41 protein-coding genes are annotated in these 26480 nt (G+C 47.0%); 4 read left to right on the top strand and 37 right to left on the bottom strand.

The genetic code is table 11. The features are described from left to right. Position 1: 1 nt before the first annotated feature. From BREVNS_RS07125 to BREVNS_RS07115, 3 genes are read left to right on the top strand one after another with little or no spacing between them, the layout of a single operon-like run. A complete protein-coding gene (locus BREVNS_RS07125) occupies positions 2-550 on the top strand; it encodes a hypothetical protein (RefSeq protein WP_483426331.1) in 549 nt (182 codons plus the stop codon). Next, the gene (locus BREVNS_RS07120; RefSeq protein WP_483426330.1) at positions 537-2129 is read left to right on the top strand and encodes a tetratricopeptide repeat protein; all 1593 of its coding nucleotides are present in this window, start codon (positions 537-539) and stop codon (positions 2127-2129) included. The genes BREVNS_RS07125 and BREVNS_RS07120 overlap by 14 nt, the downstream gene beginning before the upstream one ends. 2 nt (positions 2130-2131) lie before the next feature. After that, positions 2132-3271 carry a hypothetical protein gene (locus BREVNS_RS07115; protein WP_483426329.1) on the top strand — a complete coding sequence of 380 codons (1140 nt, stop codon included), beginning with the start codon at positions 2132-2134 and terminating at the stop codon, positions 3269-3271. On the opposite strand, the gene BREVNS_RS07110 is transcribed toward BREVNS_RS07115, so the two are convergent. The 36 genes from BREVNS_RS07110 to BREVNS_RS06935 all read right to left on the bottom strand — a co-directional run bounded on the left by BREVNS_RS07110 (position 3268) and on the right by BREVNS_RS06935 (position 23990). Beyond that, entirely contained in the window at positions 3268-3834 is a 567-nt protein-coding gene (locus BREVNS_RS07110; protein WP_483426328.1) for a leucine-rich repeat domain-containing protein, read from the bottom strand. The two genes, BREVNS_RS07115 and BREVNS_RS07110, sit on opposite strands and share 4 nt — an antisense overlap. A gap of 3 nt (positions 3835-3837) precedes the next feature. Next, entirely contained in the window at positions 3838-4398 is a 561-nt protein-coding gene (locus tag BREVNS_RS07105; protein ID WP_483426327.1) for a hypothetical protein, read from the bottom strand. Next, the gene (rplQ, locus tag BREVNS_RS07100) at positions 4373-4762 is read right to left on the bottom strand and encodes a 50S ribosomal protein L17 (protein WP_483426326.1); all 390 of its coding nucleotides are present in this window, start codon (positions 4760-4762) and stop codon (positions 4373-4375) included. The genes BREVNS_RS07105 and rplQ overlap by 26 nt, the downstream gene beginning before the upstream one ends. A gap of 3 nt (positions 4763-4765) precedes the next feature. Continuing rightward, positions 4766-5770 carry a DNA-directed RNA polymerase subunit alpha gene (locus tag BREVNS_RS07095; protein ID WP_483426325.1) on the bottom strand — a complete coding sequence of 335 codons (1005 nt, stop codon included), beginning with the start codon at positions 5768-5770 and terminating at the stop codon, positions 4766-4768. 28 nt (positions 5771-5798) lie between these two features. Further along, positions 5799-6437, bottom strand: a complete 639-nt coding sequence (gene rpsD, locus BREVNS_RS07090) for a 30S ribosomal protein S4 (protein WP_483426324.1) — start codon at positions 6435-6437, stop codon at positions 5799-5801. Positions 6438-6454: 17 nt separating this feature from the next. Beyond that, complete coding sequence (gene rpsK / locus BREVNS_RS07085) at positions 6455-6844, bottom strand: 30S ribosomal protein S11 (protein WP_483426323.1); 390 nt, start codon at positions 6842-6844, stop codon at positions 6455-6457. Between the two features lie 15 nt (positions 6845-6859). Beyond that, positions 6860-7228, bottom strand: coding sequence for a 30S ribosomal protein S13 (rpsM, locus tag BREVNS_RS07080; protein ID WP_483426322.1), 369 nt, complete (start codon positions 7226-7228; stop codon positions 6860-6862). A 12-nt stretch (positions 7229-7240) separates the two neighbouring features. Continuing rightward, positions 7241-7369, bottom strand: a complete 129-nt coding sequence (gene rpmJ / locus BREVNS_RS07075; RefSeq protein WP_483426321.1) for a 50S ribosomal protein L36 — start codon at positions 7367-7369, stop codon at positions 7241-7243. A gap of 9 nt (positions 7370-7378) precedes the next feature. After that, positions 7379-7597: a translation initiation factor IF-1 gene (gene infA / locus BREVNS_RS07070; RefSeq protein ID WP_483426320.1), complete on the bottom strand. Its 219-nt coding sequence runs from the start codon at positions 7595-7597 to the stop codon at positions 7379-7381. Beyond that, the gene (locus BREVNS_RS07065) at positions 7597-8247 is read right to left on the bottom strand and encodes an adenylate kinase (protein WP_483426319.1); all 651 of its coding nucleotides are present in this window, start codon (positions 8245-8247) and stop codon (positions 7597-7599) included. The genes infA and BREVNS_RS07065 overlap by 1 nt, the downstream gene beginning before the upstream one ends. 1 nt (position 8248) lies before the next feature. Further along, the gene (gene secY, locus BREVNS_RS07060) at positions 8249-9565 is read right to left on the bottom strand and encodes a preprotein translocase subunit SecY (protein ID WP_483426318.1); all 1317 of its coding nucleotides are present in this window, start codon (positions 9563-9565) and stop codon (positions 8249-8251) included. Between the two features lie 24 nt (positions 9566-9589). Further along, positions 9590-10033 carry a 50S ribosomal protein L15 gene (gene rplO / locus BREVNS_RS07055; RefSeq protein WP_483426317.1) on the bottom strand — a complete coding sequence of 148 codons (444 nt, stop codon included), beginning with the start codon at positions 10031-10033 and terminating at the stop codon, positions 9590-9592. An 11-nt stretch (positions 10034-10044) separates the two neighbouring features. Next, on the bottom strand, positions 10045-10551 hold the full coding sequence (gene rpsE, locus BREVNS_RS07050) for a 30S ribosomal protein S5 (protein WP_483426316.1): 507 nt from the start codon (positions 10549-10551) through the stop codon (positions 10045-10047). Positions 10552-10564: 13 nt separating this feature from the next. Beyond that, positions 10565-10930 (bottom strand): 50S ribosomal protein L18, encoded by a 366-nt coding sequence (rplR, locus tag BREVNS_RS07045; protein ID WP_483426315.1) that lies wholly within the window; start codon positions 10928-10930, stop codon positions 10565-10567. A 13-nt stretch (positions 10931-10943) separates the two neighbouring features. Then, positions 10944-11483 (bottom strand): 50S ribosomal protein L6, encoded by a 540-nt coding sequence (gene rplF, locus BREVNS_RS07040; RefSeq protein WP_483426314.1) that lies wholly within the window; start codon positions 11481-11483, stop codon positions 10944-10946. A 9-nt stretch (positions 11484-11492) separates the two neighbouring features. Then, positions 11493-11876: a 30S ribosomal protein S8 gene (rpsH, locus tag BREVNS_RS07035; RefSeq protein WP_483426313.1), complete on the bottom strand. Its 384-nt coding sequence runs from the start codon at positions 11874-11876 to the stop codon at positions 11493-11495. 20 nt (positions 11877-11896) lie between these two features. Further along, positions 11897-12082 (bottom strand): type Z 30S ribosomal protein S14, encoded by a 186-nt coding sequence (locus BREVNS_RS07030; RefSeq protein WP_483426312.1) that lies wholly within the window; start codon positions 12080-12082, stop codon positions 11897-11899. Positions 12083-12094: 12 nt separating this feature from the next. Further along, complete coding sequence (rplE, locus tag BREVNS_RS07025; RefSeq protein WP_483426311.1) at positions 12095-12694, bottom strand: 50S ribosomal protein L5; 600 nt, start codon at positions 12692-12694, stop codon at positions 12095-12097. A gap of 2 nt (positions 12695-12696) precedes the next feature. Continuing rightward, positions 12697-13023, bottom strand: coding sequence for a 50S ribosomal protein L24 (gene rplX, locus BREVNS_RS07020; RefSeq protein ID WP_483426310.1), 327 nt, complete (start codon positions 13021-13023; stop codon positions 12697-12699). Positions 13024-13026: 3 nt separating this feature from the next. Then, entirely contained in the window at positions 13027-13395 is a 369-nt protein-coding gene (rplN, locus tag BREVNS_RS07015; protein WP_483426309.1) for a 50S ribosomal protein L14, read from the bottom strand. 12 nt (positions 13396-13407) lie between these two features. Next, positions 13408-13662 carry a 30S ribosomal protein S17 gene (rpsQ, locus tag BREVNS_RS07010; protein WP_483426308.1) on the bottom strand — a complete coding sequence of 85 codons (255 nt, stop codon included), beginning with the start codon at positions 13660-13662 and terminating at the stop codon, positions 13408-13410. A gap of 2 nt (positions 13663-13664) precedes the next feature. Further along, positions 13665-13880 (bottom strand): 50S ribosomal protein L29, encoded by a 216-nt coding sequence (gene rpmC, locus BREVNS_RS07005; protein WP_483426307.1) that lies wholly within the window; start codon positions 13878-13880, stop codon positions 13665-13667. A 12-nt stretch (positions 13881-13892) separates the two neighbouring features. Beyond that, positions 13893-14306, bottom strand: coding sequence for a 50S ribosomal protein L16 (gene rplP / locus BREVNS_RS07000; RefSeq protein WP_483426306.1), 414 nt, complete (start codon positions 14304-14306; stop codon positions 13893-13895). After that, positions 14306-14956 (bottom strand): 30S ribosomal protein S3, encoded by a 651-nt coding sequence (gene rpsC / locus BREVNS_RS06995; protein WP_483426305.1) that lies wholly within the window; start codon positions 14954-14956, stop codon positions 14306-14308. The genes rplP and rpsC overlap by 1 nt, the downstream gene beginning before the upstream one ends. 13 nt (positions 14957-14969) lie before the next feature. After that, positions 14970-15308, bottom strand: coding sequence for a 50S ribosomal protein L22 (rplV, locus tag BREVNS_RS06990; protein ID WP_483426304.1), 339 nt, complete (start codon positions 15306-15308; stop codon positions 14970-14972). A gap of 14 nt (positions 15309-15322) precedes the next feature. After that, positions 15323-15592, bottom strand: coding sequence for a 30S ribosomal protein S19 (rpsS, locus tag BREVNS_RS06985; RefSeq protein ID WP_483426303.1), 270 nt, complete (start codon positions 15590-15592; stop codon positions 15323-15325). A gap of 14 nt (positions 15593-15606) precedes the next feature. Further along, a complete protein-coding gene (rplB, locus tag BREVNS_RS06980; RefSeq protein WP_483426302.1) occupies positions 15607-16437 on the bottom strand; it encodes a 50S ribosomal protein L2 in 831 nt (276 codons plus the stop codon). A gap of 22 nt (positions 16438-16459) precedes the next feature. Beyond that, the gene (gene rplW, locus BREVNS_RS06975; protein ID WP_483426301.1) at positions 16460-16744 is read right to left on the bottom strand and encodes a 50S ribosomal protein L23; all 285 of its coding nucleotides are present in this window, start codon (positions 16742-16744) and stop codon (positions 16460-16462) included. An 11-nt stretch (positions 16745-16755) separates the two neighbouring features. Then, positions 16756-17397 carry a 50S ribosomal protein L4 gene (gene rplD / locus BREVNS_RS06970; protein ID WP_483426300.1) on the bottom strand — a complete coding sequence of 214 codons (642 nt, stop codon included), beginning with the start codon at positions 17395-17397 and terminating at the stop codon, positions 16756-16758. 4 nt (positions 17398-17401) lie between these two features. Next, on the bottom strand, positions 17402-17983 hold the full coding sequence (rplC, locus tag BREVNS_RS06965; RefSeq protein WP_483426299.1) for a 50S ribosomal protein L3: 582 nt from the start codon (positions 17981-17983) through the stop codon (positions 17402-17404). A gap of 124 nt (positions 17984-18107) precedes the next feature. After that, positions 18108-18410 carry a 30S ribosomal protein S10 gene (gene rpsJ, locus BREVNS_RS06960; RefSeq protein WP_483426298.1) on the bottom strand — a complete coding sequence of 101 codons (303 nt, stop codon included), beginning with the start codon at positions 18408-18410 and terminating at the stop codon, positions 18108-18110. Positions 18411-18428: 18 nt separating this feature from the next. Continuing rightward, a complete protein-coding gene (gene tuf / locus BREVNS_RS06955) occupies positions 18429-19634 on the bottom strand; it encodes an elongation factor Tu (RefSeq protein ID WP_483426297.1) in 1206 nt (401 codons plus the stop codon). 25 nt (positions 19635-19659) lie between these two features. Then, positions 19660-21738, bottom strand: coding sequence for an elongation factor G (gene fusA / locus BREVNS_RS06950; RefSeq protein WP_483426296.1), 2079 nt, complete (start codon positions 21736-21738; stop codon positions 19660-19662). A gap of 9 nt (positions 21739-21747) precedes the next feature. After that, the gene (rpsG, locus tag BREVNS_RS06945; RefSeq protein WP_483426295.1) at positions 21748-22221 is read right to left on the bottom strand and encodes a 30S ribosomal protein S7; all 474 of its coding nucleotides are present in this window, start codon (positions 22219-22221) and stop codon (positions 21748-21750) included. A gap of 13 nt (positions 22222-22234) precedes the next feature. After that, a complete protein-coding gene (gene rpsL, locus BREVNS_RS06940) occupies positions 22235-22609 on the bottom strand; it encodes a 30S ribosomal protein S12 (protein ID WP_483426294.1) in 375 nt (124 codons plus the stop codon). A gap of 181 nt (positions 22610-22790) precedes the next feature. Then, positions 22791-23990, bottom strand: a complete 1200-nt coding sequence (locus BREVNS_RS06935; protein WP_483426097.1) for a transposase family protein — start codon at positions 23988-23990, stop codon at positions 22791-22793. Between the two features lie 407 nt (positions 23991-24397). On the opposite strand from BREVNS_RS06935, the gene BREVNS_RS06930 reads away from it, so the two are divergent. Then, a complete protein-coding gene (locus BREVNS_RS06930) occupies positions 24398-25555 on the top strand; it encodes an AIR synthase related protein (protein WP_483426293.1) in 1158 nt (385 codons plus the stop codon). 158 nt (positions 25556-25713) lie between these two features. On the opposite strand, the gene BREVNS_RS06925 is transcribed toward BREVNS_RS06930, so the two are convergent. Further along, positions 25714-26469, bottom strand: coding sequence for a tetratricopeptide repeat protein (locus BREVNS_RS06925; RefSeq protein ID WP_483426292.1), 756 nt, complete (start codon positions 26467-26469; stop codon positions 25714-25716). Positions 26470-26480: the final 11 nt, after the last annotated feature.

The following is a 26480-nucleotide window of genomic DNA, read 5'->3' as shown; positions in this document are numbered from 1 at the left end:
CATGAAAAAATATATGATGTTCACCTTTTGTCTTCTTGTTCTCTTTGGCTGTACTCCCAAGACAAAAGCCCCCTCGCCTCAAAAACTCTTCTTCAAAGGAGAGGCGATCGGGATTGATCTCATGCCAGAATTAGCCGAGATGAACCTACGACTCACTCTTGGACTGATCCGAGATGGCTTTCTCGTCGTGAAAAAAGACGAAACCGTGGCCATCAAACAAATCTCCGCCACTGAACTCTCTCCAGAAGAACAAAACCGCATCAAGACAAAAACCATAGGTAAATGGTACATTGCCACCCTTCCCCTGGAAATCTCCATTCTTCTTCCCTCCCCTCCTGAAAAAAGCCTTGAAATAAAAAAATGGATAGTCGCCAACAAAATCAAAGCCTCACCGGTGATGATGGTTCTTTCTGAAGGTCTCAAAGAAAACCTCTCAACTCTCTCCAACTACACAGCCAAAGGGTATCTTGAGGCTCTCTCCTATGAAACCACAACCAATGACATCAAAATTACCCTCAAGGTGGTACTCATTCCCTATGCCGGGAAATAATCCCTCTCTTTCTCCAGACTTGGTGCAGGCAGACGAACTCTTTACCAACCAGAGATATAGCGAGGCTATCGCTCTCTATCGAAAGCTTTTAGAAAGACCTGGGGAAAACAAGCTCTCCATCTTAGAAAAATTGGGCTGGAGTTGTTATCTTGATGGCCAATACAAAGAGGCTTTTCGCTACTTTCAGTGGTATGACAAACTTTCGCCAAACGAACTCACCATCCAGACCATGATGGGTATATGTGCCTTTGAAATGAACGATCTCAAGACGGCAAAAGAGATCCTGCTTTCTACCATACAGGATAGCCTTGCTCCTGAAGAAGCCCTTGCCACTCTCATCAAAACCCTCATTCGACTTCAGGAGCCGTTTGAGTCCTACATCCAGAAGTGGTGGGAACACGCTACGATAACGCCATCTCTCACGTACGATATAGCAAACGAACTCATCACCATAAACATTCCTATGGCAGAAGCCTTTCTCGAAATGGCTCTTTCGAGGTTTCCCTCCGACACCTCCCTTTTGTATGGGATGGCTATTTGTCAACTCAAAAAACAAGACTACCACAAAGCCGCTCTTTTCTGCGAAGATATTCTCTCCCATGAGAGAGAAAAATTTCCCTTAGCTACCCTTATCGTGGCCATAAGCAAAATCCTCGCCAAAGATACTCAAAAAGCCATCTCTCTGATTGAGGAAGCCAACCAAAAAGGATGGCTTGACAGTGAATGGCATAGACAACTTGCCGCCGCCTGGAAAAGTATTCAGAACATAGAAAAGACCAGAGAACACCTTTGGCAGGCTATCAGACTCCAACCCAAGGACTCCTCATTATGGCTGAGCTATCTTGATACCCTCTCCTCTCCAGGGGAAGCAAACGAATTCCTCTTTGCCTGCGAAGAAGCCTATAACCACACAAAAGACCCGGTTTTTCTCAAAATCGCCGGTTCTTTTGCTTTTTCCCTAGGAAAATATCCTGAGGCTTCTCAACTTCTCCAGAAAGCCTACACCCTCTTCCAGGACAAAGAAACCCTCACCCTTCTCATTATGGCTCTTTTCTCCACTGGAGAAGAGACAATAGAAACCATTGCCTCGCTTGCTTCTTCCCTCTCTCCATCTCCAGATTTTCATCCCTATGCGGCCTACTGTATTGGAAAAACCTACCTCTCCATAGGAGAAAGAGACAAAGCCTATTTGTGGTTTTCAAATACCCTTTCCTCTTTTCCAGATGATCCAAATCTTCTTTACGGACTTGCCCTGGTCGAAATGGACCGTCATCAGTGGCAAAAAGCCCAGGAGATTCTGCTTCGTGCCCTTACCATGACAGATCATCCCACCCTTTCTTATGCGTTGGGGCTTTGTTATTTACAAACCAGAGAAATTGCCAAAGCCTCCTCTCTTTTCCTCTCTCTTTGTGAGACCAAAAAGGATGCCAACTTCTGTTATGAGATCGCCCTTCTTTTTCTCAAAAACCACTATAAACAAGAAGCTCTTCCCTTCCTTACTCAGGCCATAACCTACGACCCCAACCATCAAGAAGCCATGGCCTACCTTCGACTTCTCAAAAACCACAAGGAGTTATGATCATGTGCATAAAAAAGCCTTTTCCCCTGCTTTTTATTTCCCTTTTGCTTCTTGGTTGTCATCAGGAAGGTTTCATTCTCCTTCGAAATTTGGATAGAGCCGAGTGGTTCAGCCTCAAGGACTTCCTTGAGGAAAGCGGTCTTTCTTATCCAGAACACATCACCCCTACCAACCAGATTTCCCGAACCCCTACCCAAGCACCATCCACTCCCTCCATACCACAGGAAAGCCGTTATATGACCATACCGGCCAACAAAGAGTTCGTGGTTCAACTCCCCGGAGAGAATGTACTTGTCAGCCTCAAATCCGCCAAAGGCGTTACCTATCTCAAGGAATCCTCAGATCCCGCCCAGAAATTCTTCTCCTTCCAGGCTCATACCAACAGTGGACGGGCTATCTTTGAGTACTATGACCTTGATGGCCGACTCCAGAAAAGTCTTACGTATTATTTCCAGGTACAAAAACCCCAGCAAACGCCAGAAAGCACCAACATCACCACACGAAAACCCCAGCTTGCTATGGACGAAACCAATACCCAGACAAACGTCTCTCAAAAAACCGTTCCGCAGAATGTGGACTGGTTTTTGGCAAGCCTTAGGCCCCTTCCTCCTGGAGAAGCCATCAAAAACCTTGAAAGTGCCCTCTCTGATGCCACCTTTTCCGACAGTGAGAAAGAAACCCTCACCTATTCCCTCATTGAGTATTACCTCAAACAGCGGCTTTTCACCAAAGCCTCCAATCGCATAGAAACCATTCAAGAAAAAGGATATCAAGCCTACTATTACGGCCTCTACTACGAAGCCCTTCAACGTCCCACCAAGTCTCTCGAATACCTTGTCCAGGCACTCGATGCCGGTGGAAACGTGGTACCCCCGGCTGTGATAGCCACAGGAAGAGTTATGATAAATGCCGGCATCTCAGACGTTTCTCTTACCAGCCGGTTGGATACCCTTGCCGTTTCTATCAAAGACAAGGGCTTGGCCGCCCAGGCAATGATCCAGACAGCTCAGCTCTACGAAGGGCTCCGAAATCTGAAACGTGCCAAAGAACTCTACCAGATGGTTATCAACGGAGACTATCCCCGCCCATGGAAAGAACTGGCAAAGAAAAATCTCTCTCTTCTTGACCAGCAATTCCGTTAATACCAGGCAGGAACCACCATACTATTGTTGAGCCCCCATTTTTCCTTTTCCTCAGGGGTAATCTCGTGGTATTGTCCCTCACGATCATAGATCCCCAGCGTGTTGGTAAATGCCCAGGTTTTGAAACTATTGTGATAGACGTGGGTATTACGAAGATCCAGTTCCCGTAAAGAAGGGATCCTGTGAACTCCCCTCACATTCGTGATCTCTACATTGTCGTGAAGAATCAACACCTCAAGCCCCGTGAGATTCGAAAGCACCGACACATCTTTAATCCTGTTTTTCCCAAGATTGAGATAGACAAGATTGGTCAGAACGGCCAAAGGACTTACATCCTCAATACGATTGTTGTAAAGACTCAACCTTCTCACATGGAAAAAATTGGTAAAAAAGCGCACATCCCCAATGGTATATCCCTCAAATCTGAGATTGGTAGAACTAAAAACATACGCCTCTGAGTAGGTACGAAGGGCAAGCCTCACCCCAGAATCCTTAATTCTATCCCATGGAATCCTTTGTCCCATCATCATAGCCGGAAGAAGAAGTATCCATATATACCTCATACCCTACTCCTTTGTCTTCGTATAGAGATTATCGATATTTTCCTCAGAAACTTGACCATCCTCTCCCCTACCCTGCCCATAACGTCTCTCCACCCATTCCCTGAGAGAAAACCGCTCTTTTGGCCAGAGAAGAATATCGTTCCACATATCCATCACAAGCCCAAAAGACCTCCAGAAAACCCGAAAACCCCACCAATTCCACCTTTTCGCCAGGGGAAAGTACCAGAATTCCTGGAGTAGCCAGAAAGCAAGACTAAAGTTAATCAGCCGCAAGACCAAAACCCCATACTCAATCACCGGATCAAGATAAAACCACCCCAAAGAGAGCCCTGTTTGTTTTGTCCGAAGGGTAAAAAAAAGAACCGGCAGCGTGATCCACACAATCTTCCACGCCCTGGAAAAAAACTCCCGCATTCGACGGCCTGAAACAAGCGCCACAAAAAAAAGAACCACAAAAAGCCACGCCGCTATGTGCCATGATAAAAAAAACGCCCCTATCGACAGTATCGATAGGGGAAGGATAACCCAGAAAAGAAACTTATTTCGCATTCTTTTCGGTAGCATTTTCGAGCTTTTCCTCGACCAGTTCGATAATAGCTCTTTCAGCCCCATCGTTGGAACGATATCCTAACCGAATGATACGTGTATACCCACCAGGTCGATTGGCATACCGCTTGGCAATATCCACAAAAAGCTTATTCAACACAGCCTCATCACGGATAGTCTCAAAAACCTTTCGGCGCGAAGCCACAGTATCCGTCTTTGCCTTGGTAATCAGCTTCTCAGCAAAGGGACGAATAAACTTTGCCTTTTCCACCGTGGTGATAATCCGCTCATATTTGAATAAACTTGTGGCTAAATTCCGTACCAAAGCCCGCCGATGAGATGTGGTTCGGCTGAGCTTTTTCACCCTATTCCCGTGTCTCATACTCTACTCCTGTTCCTCGTTTTCTTCAGAAAGATCCTCTATCTCTTCATCAGATGAACTACTCTTCAAACTGAGATTATACATGGCCAGTTTGTCAGAGATCTCTGTGAGAGATTTCTTCCCAAAGTTTTTGATCTTTGAGAGAGAAACCGGATCATAATTCACCAGATCCCCAATCGTGGTAATACCCACAGACTTCAAACAATTGTAAGCCCGTGCGGAAAGGTGAAGATCCTCAATAGGTCGTTCCAAGATCTCACCCTGCCTATCCATTCCACGACTCATATCAAGATCTTCTTCTTCAAAGGTGGTGAGAAGAGAAAAATACTTGCGAAGGATAGCCGCAGCCATAGAAACTGCCTCACGAGGATCAATCGTTCCCTTGGTCCAGACCTCCAGAACCACCTTTTCACAGTCTGTTCTCTCTCCCACACGGTAGTCCTCAATCATATAGTTCACCCGTGTAATAGGAGAAAAAAGAGCATCTACCGGGATCTGAGAGATCACACTTTCCTTGGCCAAAAGATCCTCAGCTGAACGATACCCTCGACCATACTCAATAGTCACATCCATATAAAGCTCAGCATCTTCATTCAACGTGGCAATCTTCAGATCAGGATTCATCACCTCAATGGTGGCATCCACAGCAAAATCCTTGGCCAAAAGCTCACCTGGTCCCTTCTTTTTCACGTGGATTACCTTTTTCTCCGAACCATCGACCAGCTTGAGGTTTATCTTCTTGATGGCTAAAATCACATCAACAAGATCCTCTTTCACTCCTTTGATGGGTTCAAACTCGTGATTAACTCCCTCAATCTTGATAGCGGTGATGGCATACCCGGGAATAGCACTCAACAAGACCCGACGAAGAGAATTTGCTATGGTTACCCCTACCCCCTTGTCAAAGGGATAAATAGAAAACTTCCCATAATAAGAGGTAAAAGTCTGCCCATCAAACTTCGTCTCATGAGGCAAAATGATATCCTTAAACAAAAAACCCTGACTCATCTCTTCCTCCACTACCTTGTGTCAGGCATTACTTGGAGTACAATTCCACAATGGCCTGCTCGTTCACCATAACTCCCTGACACATTTCTGCACGGGTCGGAAGCGATTTCACTGTAGCGGTCACTTTATTGAGATCAATCTCAAGCCAGCTTGGCAGTGTTCTGGAAGAGGCCCCTTCCAGCGCACGAACCACCATATCCATCTTTTCTGCCCCAGACACCAGTGAAATAACATCCCCAACCTTGACAATCACCGAAGGAATATCCACCTTCTCTCCATTCAAAAGCACATGCCCATGTCGCACCAACTGACGGGCAGCCTTGTGCGAAGGAGCAAAGCCACAAACATACACCACATTATCCAAGCGACGTTCCAGATACTGCAAAAGCATTTCACCGGTCACACCCTTATGACGAGTAGCCATCTCAAAGTATTTCCGGAACTGTCTCTCATAAACGCCATAATACCGTTTTACCTTCTGCTTCTCCCGGAGCTGAAGACCATATTCAGTGAGTTTCTTACGCTCAGCTCCATGCATACCAGGAATAAGAGACTTTTTGCGTCTCTCCATGGCACATTTCGCAGACTGACAACGGTCTCCCTTGAGGAAAAGCTTCACACCCTCACGGCGACACAAACGGCAGGAAGGTCCTGTATATCTACCCATAGTAGTCTCCTTTTGCCTTATACTCTTCGTTTCTTGCGAGGACGACACCCATTATGTGGAATGGGAGTGACATCACGAAGGGTCTTAATCTTGAGTCCCTGCGCAGCAAGGGCACGCATAGCGGCCTCGCGACCAGCCCCTGGCCCCTTCACACGAACATGAACATACTGGAGGCCATGATACTTGGCAGCTTCAACCGCTTTTTCACAGGCAAGCTGAGCCGCATAGGGAGTTCCCTTCTTGGAGCCCTTGAAACCAGCCACCCCTGCACTCGCCCACGCGATCGTATTCCCATTCATATCAGTCAGGGTAATAATGGTGTTATTGAAAGTGGCACGAATAGTAGCGATCCCCTCAATAACATTCTTTTTGTCTTTTTTCTTGGTGCTTGTTCTTGCTCTTGCCATAGACACACTACTCCTTTACTTTTTCTTCTTGATGCTATTCGCTCGAGGTCCCTTACGTGTACGAGCATTGGTCCTTGTTCTCTGACCTCGAACAGGCAGTTTCGCCTTATGACGAAGACCACGATAGCATCCAATATCAATGAGACGTTTGATATTCATCGCTACTTCGGTGCGAAGATCTCCTTCCACCTTGTAGTTACTCTCAATGATATCACGAATCTTGGCAAGTTCCTCTTCAGTCAGATCCTTGACCTTCTTGTGAGGATCAATCTTTGCCATCTCAACAATCTTGTTTGCCGTTGTTCGACCAATCCCATAAATATAGGTCAGTCCGATAAAAACGGCCTTGTTTCCGGGTATTTCTCTACCAGCAATACGAGCCATGCCTTTCCTCCATTAGCCTCGTTTTGAGCCACGCTGGCGCTGCTTATGCTTGGGGTTATCACATACCACCCACACCAGCCCATGCCGTCGGATAACCCGACAATTTTCACATATTCTCTTTACCGATGCCCTTACCTTCATACACTTCTCCTATTTATATCGATACACGATTCTGCCCTTCGTTAGATCGTAGGGCGACATCTCAAGCGTCACTTTATCACCAGGAATAATCTTGATAGAGTTAAGCCTCATCTTGCCAGAAATGTGTGCAAGCACACATTTCTTACTCGGTAATTCTACCTTAAACATGGCGTTCGGGAGCTGTTCAAGAACAACCCCATCCACCCGAAGAACATCTTCCTTGTCCATCAAGCGCTTAATACCTCCTTTATACGAGAAAATACATCATATATTGTAGCATTTCCATCGATTTCTGTCAAGATTTTGGCGTCTCGATAGTACGCAATGAGCGGCATGGTCTGGGTTTCATACACCTCAAGACGCTTTCGGATGGTTTCTTCCTTGTCATCCTCTCTCTGGATGAGTTTTGTTCCATCCACATCACACACCCCGGCCACTTTCGGGGGATGGGTCTTTTCGTGGTACACGGCCTGACAGGTAGGACAGGTCCATCTCCCCAAAAGCCTCTCAAGGATAACCTCATGAGGAACGGAAAGATAGATCACATGGGTAAGCCTCTTGTCTTCCTCAATCCTATCAAAAGCCTTGGCCTGTTCCACTGTCCTGGGAAATCCATCAAGAAGATATCCCCCTGCACAATCAGGCTGGCTAATCCTCTCCCGTACGAGATCAATCACCACCTGATCAGGAATAAGTTCTCCTCTTGACATGTAGCCCTTGATCATCTCTACGTCAGCATTTCCCTTGTACTCACCCCTCACGATAGCCCGGAAAATATCCCCTGTCGCAATGTGGGTGAGATGAAAATGTTCTTTTATCATGGCTGCCTGGGTACCTTTTCCACCCCCAGGAGGAGCAATCAATGCCACCCGCAGCATACTACTTCATCCTCAAGGAGCGCTTTTCAATAAAACCATCAAGCCGATGCATCATGAGTTGAGATTCTATCTGCTTGAGGGTTTCAAGCGCCACATTCACCATAATGAGCAGCGAGGTTCCTCCCATCAGATACGCCAGTTGGCCGGGAATATTGATCCATCGGAGTACCCAGTTAGGAAGAAGAGCAATAACTCCGATAAAGATAGCTCCAGGCAGGGTAAGCCGATAGAGAATACCCGCAATATACTCCTCTGTCTTCTGGCCTGGTCTCACCCCGGGGATAAAATCTCCTCTCCTTCGAAGATCCTCTGCAATATCATGAGGATTCAACTCTATCTCAAGATAAAAATACGCAAAGAAGAGAATAAAGAGGAAGAAAATCACATTATACAAAGTATTACCCGGCTGAGCCAAAATCTCAAGGGAACGTGTCACTGGTACATCCCACCACTGGCGAAGCCAAGAAAAAATAGGCGTGATAAACATCATGAGAGAGCTTCCAAAAATGATAGGAATCACCCCTGTAGGATTGATCTTGAAAGGCATAGAAGAAGCAATCCCCTGCCCTCCACCAGCACGTCTGGTATGCTGAATAGGAATATGGCGAAGAGCCTGCTCCTCAAATACCACCAGGGCAATCACGAGGAAGAAAAGCCCAAGCACAATAATGAGATTCATCGGATCCATGGTGTTGTTTCGCACCTGGAGTACAAGCTGAATGAGTGCCTGGGGAAGACGAGCAATAATACCTGCCATAATCAAAATCGATACCCCATTGCCAATACCCCTCTCCGTAATCTGTTCACCCATCCAGAGAAGAACAAGCGTACCAGCTGTCACAGAGAGAGAGAACACAATGATAAACCCTACAGGCGAAAACGAAGAAAGCACAAACTGAGGGGCACTTGCCACAAGGCTTCTTGCATAGAGAAAGCCCTGGATCAGGGTCACTACTACCGTTCCATATCGGCTGTACTGGAGAAACTTCCTTCTCCCCTCAGGTCCCTCACGAAACTCCTTGTCAAGAGAAGGGAAAATCGCCTTCAAAAGCTGCATGATGATCATTGAGGTAATATAAGGCATAATACCAAGAGAGAAGATAGAAATATTCTCCCGGGCACCACCAGAAAAGAGGTTCATCAAATTCCCAAAGGCACCTTCATCGAAAAATCCTCGATTTCTCATCAGTTCAGCTACATCTACCCCAGGAACAGGAATATGGGCACCAATACGGTACACCACAAGCATCCCTATCAAAAAGAGAAACCGCTTCCGAAGATCCTCGACCTTAAAAATATTCAAAAATGCCCTAATCATGAGAACCTCTTTTCTGTTGTATTTTTATACAAGTTCCACAGCAACGCCGGCCTTCTCGAGAAGAGCCTTGGCGCCACTCGAAACCGCATTCACCTTCAGTTTCAGTCCCTTCACCTTCAACTCTCCGTTCACCAAAACCTTCACAGGACAATTCTTGTGACGGATGAGCCCCTTACTCTCAAGCGCTGTATAATCAACCGTCTCCCCTTCCTGGAAACGATTGAGCATCTCCGTGGTGATAATATTGAAGACCTTCTTGTGAGCATTCTTAAAACCACGCTTGGGAAGCCGTCTGTAGAGAGGCATCTGACCACCCTCATATCCAGGGCGGATCACAGCCCCTGCACGGGCCTTCTGTCCTTTATGTCCACGTCCACAGGTTTTTCCCCGACCGTTACCCGTTCCACGTCCTACAACGATCGGTTTCTTCTTTGACCCTGGAGCAGGTTTAATTGTCAACACAGCCATACCTTCCTCCACTATTCTTTACCAAAAATCTTCTCAACCGTAAGCCCACGACGTTCAGCGACTTCCTGAATATCCATCAATTTCAAAAGCCCGTTCATCGTCGCCTTCACTAAGTTGATACTATTGGTTGAACGAAGCGATTTTGTAAGCACATCGTGGATACCTACGAGTTCAAGAAGGGGACGGACTGCTCCACCTGCAATCACTCCTGTACCCTTTGAAGCAGGTCGGAGAAGCACCACTCCACTCTTGTACTTTCCAATCACCTCATGGGGAATTGTCGTTCCTTTCAGGTTAATCTTCACGGCAGCTTTGATAGCCTTGTCCTTTGCCTTGCGAATGGCATCAGCCATTTCATTCGCCTTTCCATAACCAAAGCCAACCATACCTTTCCCGTTCCCAACCACAACAAGGGCATTGAAACGGAAACGCTTTCCTCCGGTGGTTACCTTGGCAGCCCGACGAATACTCACAACCTTTTCCTGCCATTCCTGAGCCTGTACCTTATTCTCTGCCATATCTCACCTCTACTTAGAATTGTATACCGGCTTTCCGGCAGGCATCAGCTAGAGCCTTTACCTTGCCATGATAGCGGTATCCATTTCGGTCAAAAACAACCTTCTTCACCTTCAAGGCCTTGATCTTTTCAGCTAAAGCCTGACCAATCACCTCAGCACTGGCTATATTCTTGCCTAACTTTTTCTCTCTCAGTTCTTTGCTGATAGAAGAAACACAGCCGAGAACACGATTTTCAGCATCAACAATCTGAGCATAGAGATACTTGTTGGACTTGTAAACGACAATCCGACAAGCATCTTCTGCCACTTTGAGGTGCTTTTTGCTGCGCTTCTTTGCTTTCTCAAACCGTTCTCGTTTCACTTTTACCTTGTCAATCATAGTCTCACCTCACTTATTTCCCTGTTTTCCCTTCTTTGAGCCGCACGTGTTCGTTCACATAGCGAATACCTTTGCCCTTATAAGGTTCAGGGGGCTTGATACCTCGAATATTCGCCGCCACCTGACCCACAAGCTGCTTATCCACCCCAGAAACCTTCAGTACGGTATTGTTGTTTTCAAGGGCAAGGGTAATCCCCTGAGGAGGTGTAAACTCAACAGGATGAGAGAAACCCACGGTACAGACAAGCTTTGTTCCCTTGAGTTCCCACTTGTATCCCAAACCCTGAATCGTCAACTGCTTGGAAAAGCCTTCAGACACACCCTTCACCATGTTTCGCACAAGGGCCCAGTACAAACCAGCATAGGCTGCAGCCCCATAGACATCCTTGGGTTTTACCATCACTTTTCCATCAGCCACCTCAATAGACACATAGTAGGGCTGAAAAACCTGTGATAACTTGCCAAGTTTCCCTTCTACGACAACGGTATCACTCTCAACCTTCACATTGACGCCGGAAGGCAGTACAATAGGCTTTTTCGCTAATCTCGACATACGCCCTCCTTACCACACGTAGCAGATAACCTCTCCACCAACCCCAAGGCTTCTTGCTTCCCTATCGGTCATCACACCCTTGGAGGTTGTGAGAATGGCTATCCCGTAATTGTTATACACACGAGGAAGTGCATCAGCCTTGGCATACACACGGCGGCTGAGCTTACTCACTCGCTTGATTCCCTGAATCACCGACTTGCCTTTGACATACTTGAGTTCGATCTTGTAAGCAAACTTCTCATCATCGGCATCCTTGAAATCAACAATATACCCCTCTCTCTTGAGAATAGAGAGGATCTCTCCCATCATCACGGATTTGGAAACATTCACTGTAGGATGCTTGCGAGCCACAGCATTCCGGATCTTGGTAAATGCGTTTGCCAGTCTATCCATAGCTTTCTCCACTCTCGTTTTTACCAGCTGGATTTACGGACGCCAGGCAACAGACCTTCAGAAGCCATCTTGCGGAAACAGAGACGGCAGAGTCCAAAATCCCTGATATAGGCCCTGGGACGACCGCAAATATTACAGCGGTTATATTCTCTCACCTTGAATTTTTTCGGCTTCTTCCACTTTGCTATCATGGATTTCTTTGCCATAGCCGTCCTCCCTTACTTTTCTTTGAAGGGCATACCCATCAGCTTCAAAAGCTGATATGCCTCATCATCGGTTTTGGCGGTCGTTACAAACGTGATATCCATACCACGAATCTTTTTGATCTTGTCATAATCAATCTCGGGGAAAACAAGCTGTTCCCTGAGTCCAATGGTATAGTTCCCACGACCGTCAAAACTTGAGGTAGAAACACCCTTGAAGTCTCTCACACGAGGAAGCGCGATAGAGACTAACTTGTCGAAGAAATCATACATACGAGCCCCTCGAAGAGTAACCTTCACTCCAATCGGCATCCCTTCTCTCAAGTGGAAGTTTGAAATCGATACACGGGCATAGGTCTTCACAGCCCTCTGTCCTGCAATGAGAGAGATCTCTTCCACCACAGGATCAATAGCCGACTTGTCCTGTACACTATCCTTTCCCACACCAACATTGATCACAATCTTCTCCAGGCGGGGGATTTCCATGGAAGAAGAATACTTATACTGCTCCTGTAACTGCTTGCGCACCACCTCAAGATAGTGCTTTTTCAAGCGAGGAACATAGCCTTTGGCAAGCGGTGCTGCCGGCTTCGATGTTGCTTTTGCCTTTGCCATGATTAACTCCTCGTCTCTTCAAATTTGTAGCCACACTTCTTGCACGCCCGATACTTGGTGTCCTTTTCTATCACCATCTTTACACGAACACCCTTGTTGCACTTCGGACAGAAAAGCATCAGGTTCGAAGCATGGATATAGGCCTCAATCTCTACAAAACCACCAGAAGGATGCTCCTGAGAACGACGAACAGCCTTCTTCACAAGATTGATTCCCTTCACTATTGCCTTTTCTTTCTTTCGATCAACCCGAACTACTTCGGATTTTTTGCCTTTGTCGCGACCAGCGATCACGACCACGGTATCACCCTTTCGAATCTTCATAGCCATCTCCTAAAACACTTCAGGGGCGAGGGAGATAATCTTCATAAAATTCTTTTCCCTCAACTCACGAGCCACAGGCCCAAAAATACGGGTACCTCGAGGCTCTCCCTGTTTGTTGATGAGCACCGCAGAATTTCTGTCAAAGCGGATAGTAGAACCATCTTTTCTCCGGATCTCTTTGGTTGTACGAACCACCACCGCCCGGACAACCTCACCCTTCTTGACACCAGAATTAGGAAGAGCAACCTTCACACTGGCAATAATCGTATCACCAACCGAAGCATAACGACGACCACTGCTCCCCTCTACGTGAAAGCATTCGATCACCTTTGCTCCGGTGTTATCAGCAACGGTTAAACGTGTCCCTAACATCACCATAGTGCGCCTCCCTTAGTCTCTGGTCTCTATAACTTTCGTCACAACCCAGCGTTTGGTTTTGGAAAGAGGTCGAGAAAAAGCCACCTCAACCACATCACCGATATGAGAGGTGTTGTTCTCATCATGGGCATAGACCTTGAGCGCCCTGAGAACCTGCTTCCCATACTGGGGATGTCTCTGTCTTCTCTCCACCACAACCACGCGGGTTTTATCCATCTTGTCGCTTACGACTTTGCCTATCAATGTCTTTGGCTTCTTCTGTTCCATGGTTATTTCTCCTTAGCCTGCTTGAGTTCCATCTCACGAAGGAGCGTATTGATCACAGCAATTTCCCGGCGAATATTACGCTTCTCCATGGGATTAGCGGGCTTTTCTATCCGCGAACGGAAGCGAATCTGCAAAAGCTTCTGCTGAAGATCGGAACGAAGCTTGAGAAGCTCTTCCTTCTTCAACTGACGAAGCTCTCTGACCTTTTTGGTTGCCATCGTCCACCTCCCTTACGCGTCCACACGCTTCACAAACTTGGTGGTAATAGGCAGCTTGTGAGAAGCAAGGCGGAAAGCCTCTTTGGCTTCCTCTTCAGAAAGTCCAGCAATCTCTGCAATCACACGCCCTGGCTTCACCACGGCCACCCAACCATCGGGCATACCTTTACCCTTACCCATACGGACACCTTCACCCTTTTTGGTGTAGGGCTTGTCAGGGAAAATCCGAATCCAGGATTTCCCGCTTTTACCTAACTTTCGGCTGATGGCCACACGCATAGCCTCTATCTGACGATCCGTGATCCAGGCAGCCTCAAGAGCAATGAGCCCATAATCACCAAAAGAAACCAGTTCTCCTTTATGCGCGTTCCCCTTCATGGTACCGCGCTGTTGTTTTCGATACTTGGTTCTACTTGGGAAAAGCATTAGCGTCTCCTTTTCTCAACAGTGTCTCTGCTGTCTCTATAGATCCATACCTTTATGCCAATGACACCCATCTCTGTCACAGCTTCAGAAACACAATAATCAATATCTGCCATCAACGTAGCCAGGGGAAGCCGTCCTTCTTTGAACTCCTCTGTACGTGCAATCTCAGCCCCATTCAAACGACCAGAAATTCTGATCTTGATACCTTTGGCTCCACTCTTCATGGCATTGCGAATAGCCTGCTTGATAGCCCGTTTGTAACTGGTACGACGCTCAATCTGACGGGCAATATCTTGACCAACCACACTGGCATCAAGTTCAGGTACCTTTATCTCCTTGGCAGAAACCGAAACGTGGCGTCCAGGTTTGACCAACTTCTCAAGTTCCTTGGTAATGGTCTCAATCTCCGCACCCTTTTTCCCGATGATAGCCCCGGGTCTTGCTGTATGGATCGTCACCCTCACCTGATCGCTGAAGCGCACAATCTCTATATGCGAGATAAAGGCCGCCCCATAGTGCTTTTTCAGATAGGTGCGAATCTTGTGATCCTCCAGTACATTCTCGGCGTAGTTTCTCTCACTATACCAGATAGAATCCCAGCCACGGCTGATACCGAGACGAAGGCCATTTGGATTTACTTTCTGTCCCATAGCATCACCTCTCTTATTCCATAACCTTGACCACAACCGTCAGGTGAGACATTCTCCGATGGATAATGTCAGCCCGACCTCTTGCACGGGGCATTATCCGTTTGAAAGCCCCGGCCTCATCAACAAAAATCCTATCAATCACCAATACTGATCCTTTCGCCTCAGGATAGCGACTCACAAAATTGGCCTTCGCGGCATGGAGAACCTTGTAGACCATTTTGGCTCCTTTGTGGGGGAGCAGCTTCACTATATCCATGGCTTCCTGAAGCTCTTTGCCCTTAAGGATCTTTATCACCTTACGCAATTTAAGTGGTGAAATGCGCAAATATCGTGCTCTTGCTACCGCATTCATAGGTCACCCCATCCTTACGCTTTCTTTGCCCCGGCATGACCACGGAAGATACGGGTAGGAGCAAACTCACCGAGTTTGTGACCAACCATATTCTCGTTGATATAAACCGGGACAAATATTTTACCATTATATACCTGAATTGTCAAGCCAATCATCTCTGGAATGATCGTTGAACGGCGCGACCAGGTCTTGATCGGCTGTTTCTCGGAGGCATTCTGCATGGCTATGACTTTTTTGTAGAGTTTCGCATCTACATATGGTCCTTTCTTTACCGAACGACTCATAGGCTCACCTCTCGTTATTTCTTACGAGACAAGATATACTGGTTGGTATACTTGTTCTTCTTTCGGGTCTTGTAACCCTTGGCTGGCACATTGGTGCGGCTCACAGGGGTTGGATATCCCTTCTGCTTTCCGCGTCCACCACCGTGGGGGTGATCCACAGCGTTCATCGCCACACCACGGACAGTAGGCCGAATACCCAAATGTCGGGAATGTCCGGCCTTTCCAAGGACAATATTAATACGGTCGGAGTTGGAAACTTCACCTACCGTTGCCATACATACCTGCAGGACCATACGAATCTCTCCCGAAGGAAGCCGGAGAATCGCATACTTTCCTTCACGTCCATCAAGCTTTGCATACGCTCCACCTGAACGGGCAAGCTGTCCTCCCTTTCCAGGCTTCAGTTCTACATTGTGGACCAACGTACCCACAGGAATGTTCTTGAGTGGCAACGCATTTCCTGGTTTGATTTCAACATTCTCTCCACTCTCGACAAAATCACCTACTTTTAAGTCCTTGGGCGCCAAAATATAGCGCTTCTCTCCATCAACATAGTGAAGAAGCGCAATACGGGCGGTTCTGTTTGGATCGTATTCAATAGCCACAACCTTGGCAGGAACATTCCATTTGTCCCTTTTGAAGTCAATAATACGATAAAATCTCTTGTTTCCACCGCCTCGATGGTCAACGGTGATACGGCCCTGACTATTGCGACCGTCTCCGCGCCCTCGTTTTGTACCACCAATCAGTGTTTTCTCGGGTTCTGACTTGGTGATCTCGCTGTAGTCATAACTCACCCGGTGTCTCAAACCGGGGGTGACTGGCTTAAATCTCTTCAATCCCATAGTTTTCCCTCATGTTCAGTTTTTAGGCCTTAAAAAAGTCAATCTCACCCTTTTTAAGGGTCACAATGGCCTTTTTTCGCCATTTGGTTAACCCGGACTGAAAACGAATCCGTTTCCACTTAGGGTGAACCTTCGTTACATTCACCTTTGCCACTTCTACACCCTTGTAGAGGGCCTCAACCGCCTTGGCGATTTCAATCTTGTTTGCATCCATTGACACCTCAAAGACGTACTTCTTTTGCTCTTTGAGCCGACTGCTCTTCTCGGTAATCACTGGTGCCAAAAGAATCATACTTGGCTCTCTCATAAACTACCCCACTACGCAAAAATCTTGCCATAACGCTCATCAAGAAGCGTCAGGGCCTTGTCCGTAATGTAGATCCTATCCGCATACACAAGGGGAAGAATATCCATCTGATCTACATACATCACCGTCACATTGGGAAGGTTGCGAGTAGACAGATACAACGCAGGATTCTGAGCCTCTGTAATGATCACCATCTTCTCATGAGGATCCACACAATAAGAAGCAAAAGCCTTGAGAAACGCCTTGGTTTTCATCTCATTGTAAGTAAACCCAGTAATCACACGAAGGCGACCAAGCTCATTCATCTTGGAGAACACAGAAATATAAGCTTTTGTCTTGACCTTCTGGTTTACCTTGAGAGAAAAATCCCTTGGCTTTGGCCCAAATATCACACCACCACCTCTCCACAACGGTGAACGGATAGAACCAGCACGGGCACGTCCAAGACCCTTCTGACGCCATGGCTTTTTTCCACCACCACGAACCTCAGATTTTGTCAATGTAGAGAGGGTTCCCTGTCTCTCATGAGAAAGACGGGCCACAACGGTCTGATAGATACAATGCTCAGAGATATTCTCTGGTTTGTCAGCTACCACCACCTTTACCTCTACGAAACCGCTCTTTGTATTGCCCTGAAACACATCCAGCTTCATCGCTTTACTCCTTGACCGAATCTCTCACCATCACGTAGCTGTTCCGTGCGCCAGGAATAGCCCCTTTCACAAAAAGGAGGCGTTTCTCAGCATCAACTCGAACCAGCTGCTGATGGAGTACGGCTACTGTTGTATTTCCATAGTGACCGGGCATTTTTTTACCCTTCCACACCTTTGCCGGGAAGGTATGTCCACCGATGGACCCCGGTCTTCTGTGCCAGTGCTTAGCACCATGCGAAGCGGGACCACCGTGAAAACCATGCCGCTTCATCACACCGGCAAATCCACGACCCTTCATCACACCGAACACATCTACATACTTCACATCCTGGAGAGCCTGAAGAAACTGCCCATCCTCATAGATGGCAGGGTTCTCCAAACGAACCTCCCGGATATAGCGGGGTTCTACACCCTTGAAGTCATACCCAAGAATGGCAGCTACATAGCCATCCCTGTCCTGCGTTCGGGTGCCTATCAGAATCATGTCGGAAAAGTCAACAACCGTCACGCCCACAAGCTGACCATCGACATACATCTGTGTCATTCCCAGCTTGCGTCCAATAATACCGACCTTTTTCGCTTTCATACTACTCCACCTATCTTATAGTGTAAGGCCATCCCTCTTTTGAAGATGGCCCCTTTCACAAATCTCTCTGTCACACATGGCAGTCAATACTGCCTGTCCGCAACGAGCGTCTGCCCGAACCCGCTTACTGTTTAATCTCAATCTCCACACCAGCAGGAAGCTGCAACTCAGAAAGAGCGGCAATCAACTCTGCCGAAGGATTGAGAATATCCACAAGTCGCTTGTGAATACGGATCTCGAACTGTTCTCGAGAGTCCTTATCCACGTGCGGAGATCGGAGAACCGTATATTTTCGAATACGGGTAGGAAGGGGTATCGGACCCGATACCCTTCCCCCTTTATTCTTCACGGTTTCCACAATCATCTTTGCGGATCGGTCAATCAGCGCAGCATCGTACGCTTTGAGTCTGATCCTAATCCTGCTCACACGTGCCTCGCTTCACTTTTATTCGATGATGTTTGTCACCACACCAGCACCAACGGTTCGACCACCCTCACGGATAGCAAACCGCATACCCTTTTCAATAGCCACATTCGCAATGAGCTCAATGGTCATGTTCACGTTATCACCGGGCATCACAAGGTCAGCACCCTTAATAGCCACAATGCTTCCGGTTACGTCAGCAGTTCTGATATAGAACTGAGGACGATACCCTACATGGAAAGGAGTGCTTCGACCACCCTCTTCTTTCTTGAGCACGTACACTTCAGCATCAAACTTCTTGTGAGGAGTGATAGAACCAGGCTTAGCAAGCACCATACCACGGCGAATCTCATCCTTTTCCACACCGCGGAGAAGAAGACCGACGTTGTCACCAGCAAGACCCTCATCAAGAAGCTTGCGGAACATTTCCACACCGGTAACGGTGGTTTTGCGAGTTTCTTTGTAACCCACGATCTCCACTTCTTCACCGACCTTAATCTTACCACGTTCAATTCTTCCGGTAGCCACAGTACCACGACCGGTGATCGAGAAGATGTCCTCAATAGGCATGAGGAAGGGCTTGTCAAGCTCACGCTGAGGTTCCTGGAAGTAGCTATCTAAGGCATCGCAAAGCTCTTTGATACACTTGTACTCAGGAGCATTGGGATCCGTGGAGGTTGATTCGTTAGCGAGAAGAGCAGATCCACGAATGATAGGAATCTCATCACCAGGGAACTGATAGGAATTGAGAAGCTCACGAATATCCATTTCCACGATATCGATGAGTTCCTCATCTCCCTTGGCAATCTGATCCACCTTGTTCAAAAACACCACAATCGAAGGCACGTTCACCTGACGAGCAAGAAGCACATGCTCACGAGTTTGAGGCATCACACCATCGGTAGCAGCCACCACGAGAATAGCCCCGTCCATCTGAGCAGCACCGGTGATCATGTTCTTGATGTAGTCAGCGTGACCGGGACAGTCCACGTGAGCATAGTGGCGCTTGTCTGTCTCGTACTCCACGTGAGCGGTATTAATGGTAATACCACGAGCCTTTTCTTCAGGAGCATTGTCAATTTCATCGTACTTACGAGCTTTTGCTTTCCCCTGAAGAGCGAGATACTTTGTAATGGCAGCCGTGAGTGTTGTCTTACCATGGTCAACGTGACCGATTGTACCAACATTCAAATGCGGCTTTGTTCTCTCAAACTTACCTTCAGCCATTTGTCTATCCTCCTTTTGGTTATTGCTATTTCTTCAAAATGGCATCCCAGTTTGCCCTGGGCACCTCAGCATAATTCGAAAACACCATTGAGTAGTTCGCGCGACCCTGTGAAAGAGAACGCAGCGTCGTCGCATACCCAAACATCTCTCCAAGAGGAACCTTGGCCGTCACCAGACGGGCATTTCCTTTCTGTTCCATACCCTCAATCTTGGCACGACGAGAACTGAGATCGCCAATCACGTCTCCAAGATAATCCTCAGGAACAATCACATCCACCTTCATAATAGGCTCCAGAAGAACAGGATCAGCCTGAGCCATAGCATCCTTGAATCCCTTGGAAGCCGCAATCTTGAAGGCCATTTCCGAAGAGTCCACCTCATGGTAACTTCCATCAAGCACACTCACACGAACGTCCACCACAGGATAGCCACCAATGACTCCATTGTTCATGGCCTCTTCCACACCCTTTTGAATGGCCGGGATATATTCCTTGGGAATACGTCCTCCCACCACCTTGTCCACAAACTCAAAACCACCACCCTCAGGAAGCGGTTCAATCTCCATGATCACATGACCATACTGACCCTTACCACCGCTCTGACGAATGTACTTGCTTTCCACCTTGGCCGACTTGCGGATGGTTTCACGATAGGCAACCTGAGGCTTACCCACATTGGCCTGAACCTTGAACTCACGAAGCATACGGTCTACAATAATCTCAAGATGGAGTTCTCCCATTCCGTAGATCAGTGTCTGACCGGTTTCCTCATCCGTTCGCACACGGAAGGTGGGATCCTCTTCCTGAAGTTTGCGGAGAACTTCATTCATCTTGTCAATATCATCCTTGCTCTTGGGCTCAATAGCCACATTGATCACAGGCTCAGGGAAATCAATGGCCTCAAGAACCACCTTGCGCTCTTCAGCACAAAGAGTATCACCCGTAATGGTATCCTTGAGCCCAACCACAGCAATAATATCTCCTGCGGTCACAAAATCAATCTCATCACGCTTGTTGGCATGCATTCTCAGAAGTCGAGCCACACGTTCCTTCACACCCTTGGTGGCATTGTACACATAGCTTCCCTTTTCAAGTTTACCGGAATATACTCGCACAAAGACAAGCTTTCCAACAAAGGGGTCCACCATCACCTTGAAAGCAAGCCCCACAAAAGGCTCTGTATCCACGGTCTTACAGATCACTTCCTGACCGGTAGCCGGATCAGTTCCTTTCACAGCGGCAATATCAAGGGGTGAAGGGAGATAATCCTTCACCGCATCAAGCATGAGCTGCACACCCTTGTTTTTGAGAGCACTTCCACAGATAACAGGGAAGACCTTACACTGGATTACCAGCTTGCGAAGACCTTTTTTGATCTCCTCAACCGTAAGCTCTTCGCCATTGAGATACTTCTCCAAGAGCGCATCATCAGATTCACACACCGTCTCTACAATATGATGGCGAAACTCTTTCACCTTGTCTTTGTATTCCTCAGGAACAGGCTTCACTTCGTATTTCATCCCTTCCTGATCATCATTGGACCAGTCGTATGCCTTCTCTTCAATCACATCAATCACACCGACAAAGGTAGATTCAGATCCAAGAGGCACCTGAATAGGAAGGGCCTTCACACCAAGCTTCTTGTGCATGGAATCAACCGCCGCATAAAAATCAGCCCCCACCTTGTCCATCTTGTTCACGAAAGCAATACGGGGAACATTGTATTTGTCTGCCTGGCGCCATACGGTTTCAGACTGAGGTTCCACACCCTCTCCAGCATCAAACACCGCGATAGCCCCATCTAACACGCGCAGAGAACGCTCCACCTCAGCCGTAAAATCCACGTGTCCAGGTGTATCAATGATGTTGATCTTGATATCCTTCCAGAAACAGGTGGTCGAAGCACTGGTAATAGTAATACCACGCTCCTTTTCCTGGACCATCCAGTCCATTTCAGCCGCACCCTCATGCACCTCACCGATCTTGTGCGTTTTTCCTGTATAGTAGAGGATACGCTCTGTGGTCGTGGTCTTCCCAGCGTCAATGTGGGCAGCAATACCAATATTGCGAACTTTATCAAGAGGATAAATCTTTTCAGCCGCCATACCCACTCCTTACCAGCGATAATGAGCAAAGGCTCTGTTTGCCTCTGCCATCTTGATGGTATCTTCTTTCTTCTTCACACAAGAACCGGTATTGTTGTACGCATCAAAAAGCTCTGCCCCCAATTTCTCAGCCATAGAATGACCCTTTCGCTTCTGAGAAAGGGTGACAAGCCAGCGGAAGGTGAGAGCAATTTGTCTCTCAGGCCGCACTTCAACAGGCACCTGATAGGTAGCTCCACCAACACGGCGAGATCTCACCTCAAGGGGCGGCTTGATGTTCTCAATAGCCTTCTCAAAAGCCTCAAGAGCAGGAAGCTTTGTCTTCTCGGCAAGATAATCCATAGCCCCATACACGATCTTCTGAGCGATGGTTTTCTTGCCATCCCTCATCACGCGATTGATAAACTTGGCTACAAGAACACTTTTATACTTGGGATCCGGAGCAATAGACCGGACTAAAGTCGTCTTTTTTCTTCTTGGCATACTTCACCCTCTCTTACGATTTTGGCTTCTTGGCACCATACTTGGAGCGGCTGGTATAACGCTTCTCTACTCCAAGTGCGTCCAAGGTACCACGAATAATATGATAACGAACACCAGGAAGGTCTTTCACACGTCCACCTCGCACAAGCACCACAGAGTGCTCCTGAAGGTTGTGTCCAATCCCGGGGATATACGCCGTCACTTCTATCCCATTACTGAGACGGACTCTCGCAATCTTACGCAGAGCGGAGTTCGGCTTCTTTGGCGTCATGGTCGTCACCTTCACGCAAACCCCTCTCTTCTGAGGATTCCCCTCAAGAGCTGGGGATTTACTCTTGTAGAGCACCTTTTGTCTGCCCTTGCGCACCAATTGATTGATCGTTGGCATACCAAATATCTCCTTGTCCTTTTTTCAGGAAATTAAAGTGAAAAATATTATACACCAAAAAAATCTATTTGTCAAGCAAAGAGGGAGTTCTGCAAGAAGAGAAAAAGAAAGAGACTGTCGTTCCACACATTAACAGAAGGGGTATTTCCACATAGAAACTGAATACCTCATAAGTGTACCTCTACCTGGTGGAATTTTCAACTTTTTCTTTCCATGGATAACGGGCTATCTCCTCACCTTTGTAAAACAGTTTCACCCATTTCCCTGGGAATTCTCTTACTTCGATGTTGACGCCAGGCAATACCCGAAAAGCATTCTCTTTTGGAACCCGATATTTATGGCCGTTATACGAAACCTCATAAGTTTTATCCAGCCTGCGAAAAGCTCGAAACGCAAAAGCCTTTTCAAACTGTTCAGGGGTGGCTGTAAAGGGCTTAAAAAGGTCTTTCTGAGGCTTTCTACGAGCCTCTGAGAATACTTCTTCGGGAGTTCGTCCATCAAGGGCTCGAGAAGGCGTCTTATTGTGCTCTATGACATATTCTCTCAAAATCCAGTTCAGTTGTTCCAGGGTTTCAATGCGTTGCTTTTTCAAGGTTTTCTTGAGGTAAAAAGTGAGTTGTTTCTGGAATGTCTGGATTTTACGCTCAATTTTCCCCTTGCCCTGGGGTTGATAAGGTCTGGAATTAACGACACAAATATCCAGTTCCTCAAACGCAGTGGCTATGAGGCCATTATTCTTTTTAGAGTACTTTGGGTCATTGTCATAGTACACCTTGTAGGGTAAACCATACTCAGAGAAAACCTCCTGCCAAACTGGCATATGGTTTTCTATTGTGTCCTGGGATAAAAACTTAGCAGCAAGAACATAACGAGAATGGTCGTCCATAATCAAAAGGAGCGGAAAAGCGGGTTTCTTTTCAAGCCATGGGTGAATGGAAACGTCTGCCTGCACAATCTCGCCTATGGCTTCTGCCTGCCACCTTTTGCGGTAGTGATGCCTTGCTCGCTCAGGATAATGGACAAAGAATTTTTTTAGCACTCTCCGAATAGTTTCATCTGAAACCTTAGGAAAATCCTTGTAAAGCTCATATAAGGTGCTGGAAAGAATCCTTACCGAAGGGTACTCTTTCTGTTTATTCTCTTTTTCAATGGCCAGTTCTTCGTATGTTTCAAGAATAAGGGCTATATGCTTTTGCTCAAGCTTTGACTTTCTGGATGTTCTTTGCCGAACAAGATTTTCTCCTCGACAGAATCTTTGATACAAAACGGTAACCCAGGATCGGCTTATATCAAGTTTTCTTGCCACCCAACCTAAAGAAATTTCCCTTTTCTGAACTTGAACAAAGAATCCTTGTAATCTCTTTACCTTCGATTTAACCATATACTTCTTCCTCCTCTTCATAGTTCCTCCTTATTATCCCTTCGTTGCCCCTTCTTTGTCAAATGTGAAAATAGGTATTCAGTTTCATATGTGGAACGACAAGAGAAAAAGAAAGAGACCTTTGCACGAATGTGCGAAGGTCTCAAAAAAGTAGTAAAAAAACAAAAATAGTATAAAAATATTCCTTATCATAATAAATAATTCTACTTTTTTGAATAAAAAAGACAAATAAGCCCTTGTAAACAGAAAAAGCGGGGTTTCAGGGGCGTAGCTCCTGACCCAAACAAGGGAAGAAAACACCCGTGCAAGGGTCTCGAAAAATTTTTCTTCTGGTTCATATCCCCTCCTTTTGACAGAAACATTTCCCTTTCTTATAATAAATACTCACCAAAAGTAGCGGAGAAAGCATGGAAAAATATCGTCAGAGGGGAGTTTCCCCCACCAAAGAGGATGTTCACGCCGCCCTCAAAGGGATAGATGAGGGAGCCTTCCCTGGAAGTTTTTGCAAAATCCTTCGTAGCCCTTTTGAGAATGGTAGCTACATTCTCATGCATGCCGATGGAAGTGGCACCAAGTCAAGTATTGCGTACCTCATGGCACAGGAAACGGGAGACAACCAGTGGTATGCTGGTCTTGCCCAGGACGCCGCCGTGATGAATACAGATGATATGGCCTGTGTGGGAGCGGTAGGTCCCTTCCTCTTTTCCAATACCATTGGAAGAAACGCCCACCGAATCCCCGGTGAAGCCATCAAAGCCATCATTCACGGGTATGAGCGCTTTTTTGCCTCCCTGAAGCCTTATGGCATTGTGTGTACCATGAGTGGTGGAGAAACGGCTGATGTAGGAGACCTTGTCCAAACCCTCATCGTTGATGCCACGGCAGTCGCCACATTGAAAGAAACCGAGATCATCACCATGCGCATGCAACCCGGAGATGTGATTGTGGGCTTTTCCTCAACGGGACAGGCTCTCTACGAAGACAAACCCAACTCGGGAATTGCCTCCAATGGCCTCACGTTGGCCAGGCATCAACTCCTCTCTCATGAGTATGCCTCCCGTTATCCAGAAAGCTACTCTCCCACCGTTCCACAAGACCTGGTCTATCAAGGCCCCTATCGACTTGATGATCCCCTCCCCGAAAGTGAGTTCACCATCGGTGAAGCCCTCCTCTCCCCTACCCGCACCTATCTTCCCCTTATCAAAGAGATTCTCCTTTCGTTTCGGGAACATATTCACGGCATCGTTCACTGTACCGGTGGCGGACAGGCCAAATGCAAAAACTTCGGCCATGGCCTTCGCTATGTGAAAAACAACCTTTTCCCTGTACCTCCCCTCTTCAAGGCTATCCAGAAAACCGGTGTCGAATGGAAAGAGATGTATCAGGTCTTCAATATGGGCCACAGGATAGAGTTCTATGTTCCTCAAGAAATCGCCCCCTCCCTCCTCACCATAGGAGAAAAATACCATATCGAAGGAAAAATCGTCGGCAAAATCGAATCTTCCCCTTCAGGGAAAAACGAAGTGATTCTCCTCACGCCGTATGGAGAGTTCGTATATCAGTAGAAGTCCAAAGGCTTTTGTCCCCTTCAGTACCACTCATTCCATCGTGCAAAAGTGAAAGAACTCCTTGAGAAAGATTTTTGAACGCCCCTCTCAAAACTCCCCTCCTCTTTTTCCTTTCAGCCCACGGCTCGGCTTTGAAAGAAAACAAATGCCAATTTCTACTGATTGGTGGCCTGAGCCTGAACCCTATCCACAAGGACCTTGTACTCCTGCGTAGGAGAAAGCCTATAAGCCTTCTGATACCACTTCAATGCCTCGACATAATTTTTGACCCCCTCATAACACTCTCCAAGCAAACGATACGCAAAGGGGATATTGATCTTCCCAGACCTTTCTCCATAATAAAGAGCCGCAAGAAGAGCCGTCTCAGCGCTATAATAATTCTTGAGAAGCAAATGAGCATTCCCCAACTTCAGATACACCGCCGGATTTGTTGGAGCCTCTTTGAGAGCATACTGATACGAAATGAGAGCCTTGGAATAATCAGAAAGCTCCATATAATCATCCCCCATCCACAGATAATAGGTGAGATTTCCCCCTATATTTTGAATGGCTTTGATGAGAATCTTGAGATGATCCTGGGTTCTCTTCTGAGCCCTGTAATAATCCAAAAGCCGATTGTAGGCATTCCTATCTGTCGGATTGGCCTGAATGGCCTGCAAGAGACGCTCTTCGCTCCCGATTCCTGAAGCAGGACGGGGAGATATCACTGGTGTAGGTGTTGACACTGGAGTTGAAGTGGATGGCGGCGTAGGACTCTGTGGCGTCTCAACAGGCTGAGGAGAAGGTTCCACCGTCTCCTGAGAAACCACCGACTGTTCACCTGCGCCACTTTCTGCTTCCTGAGCCCACCCACCACCTATACTCATCACGAAAAAAGCAAAAAAAACTATTTTTATAATCTCTTGAGGCATATTCTCTCCTT

Source organism: Longinema margulisiae (assembly GCF_025266855.1).
In the GTDB taxonomy this organism is placed as follows: domain Bacteria; phylum Spirochaetota; class Brevinematia; order Brevinematales; family Thermospiraceae; genus Thermospira.
This window is presented reverse-complemented; position numbering and strand designations above follow the sequence as displayed.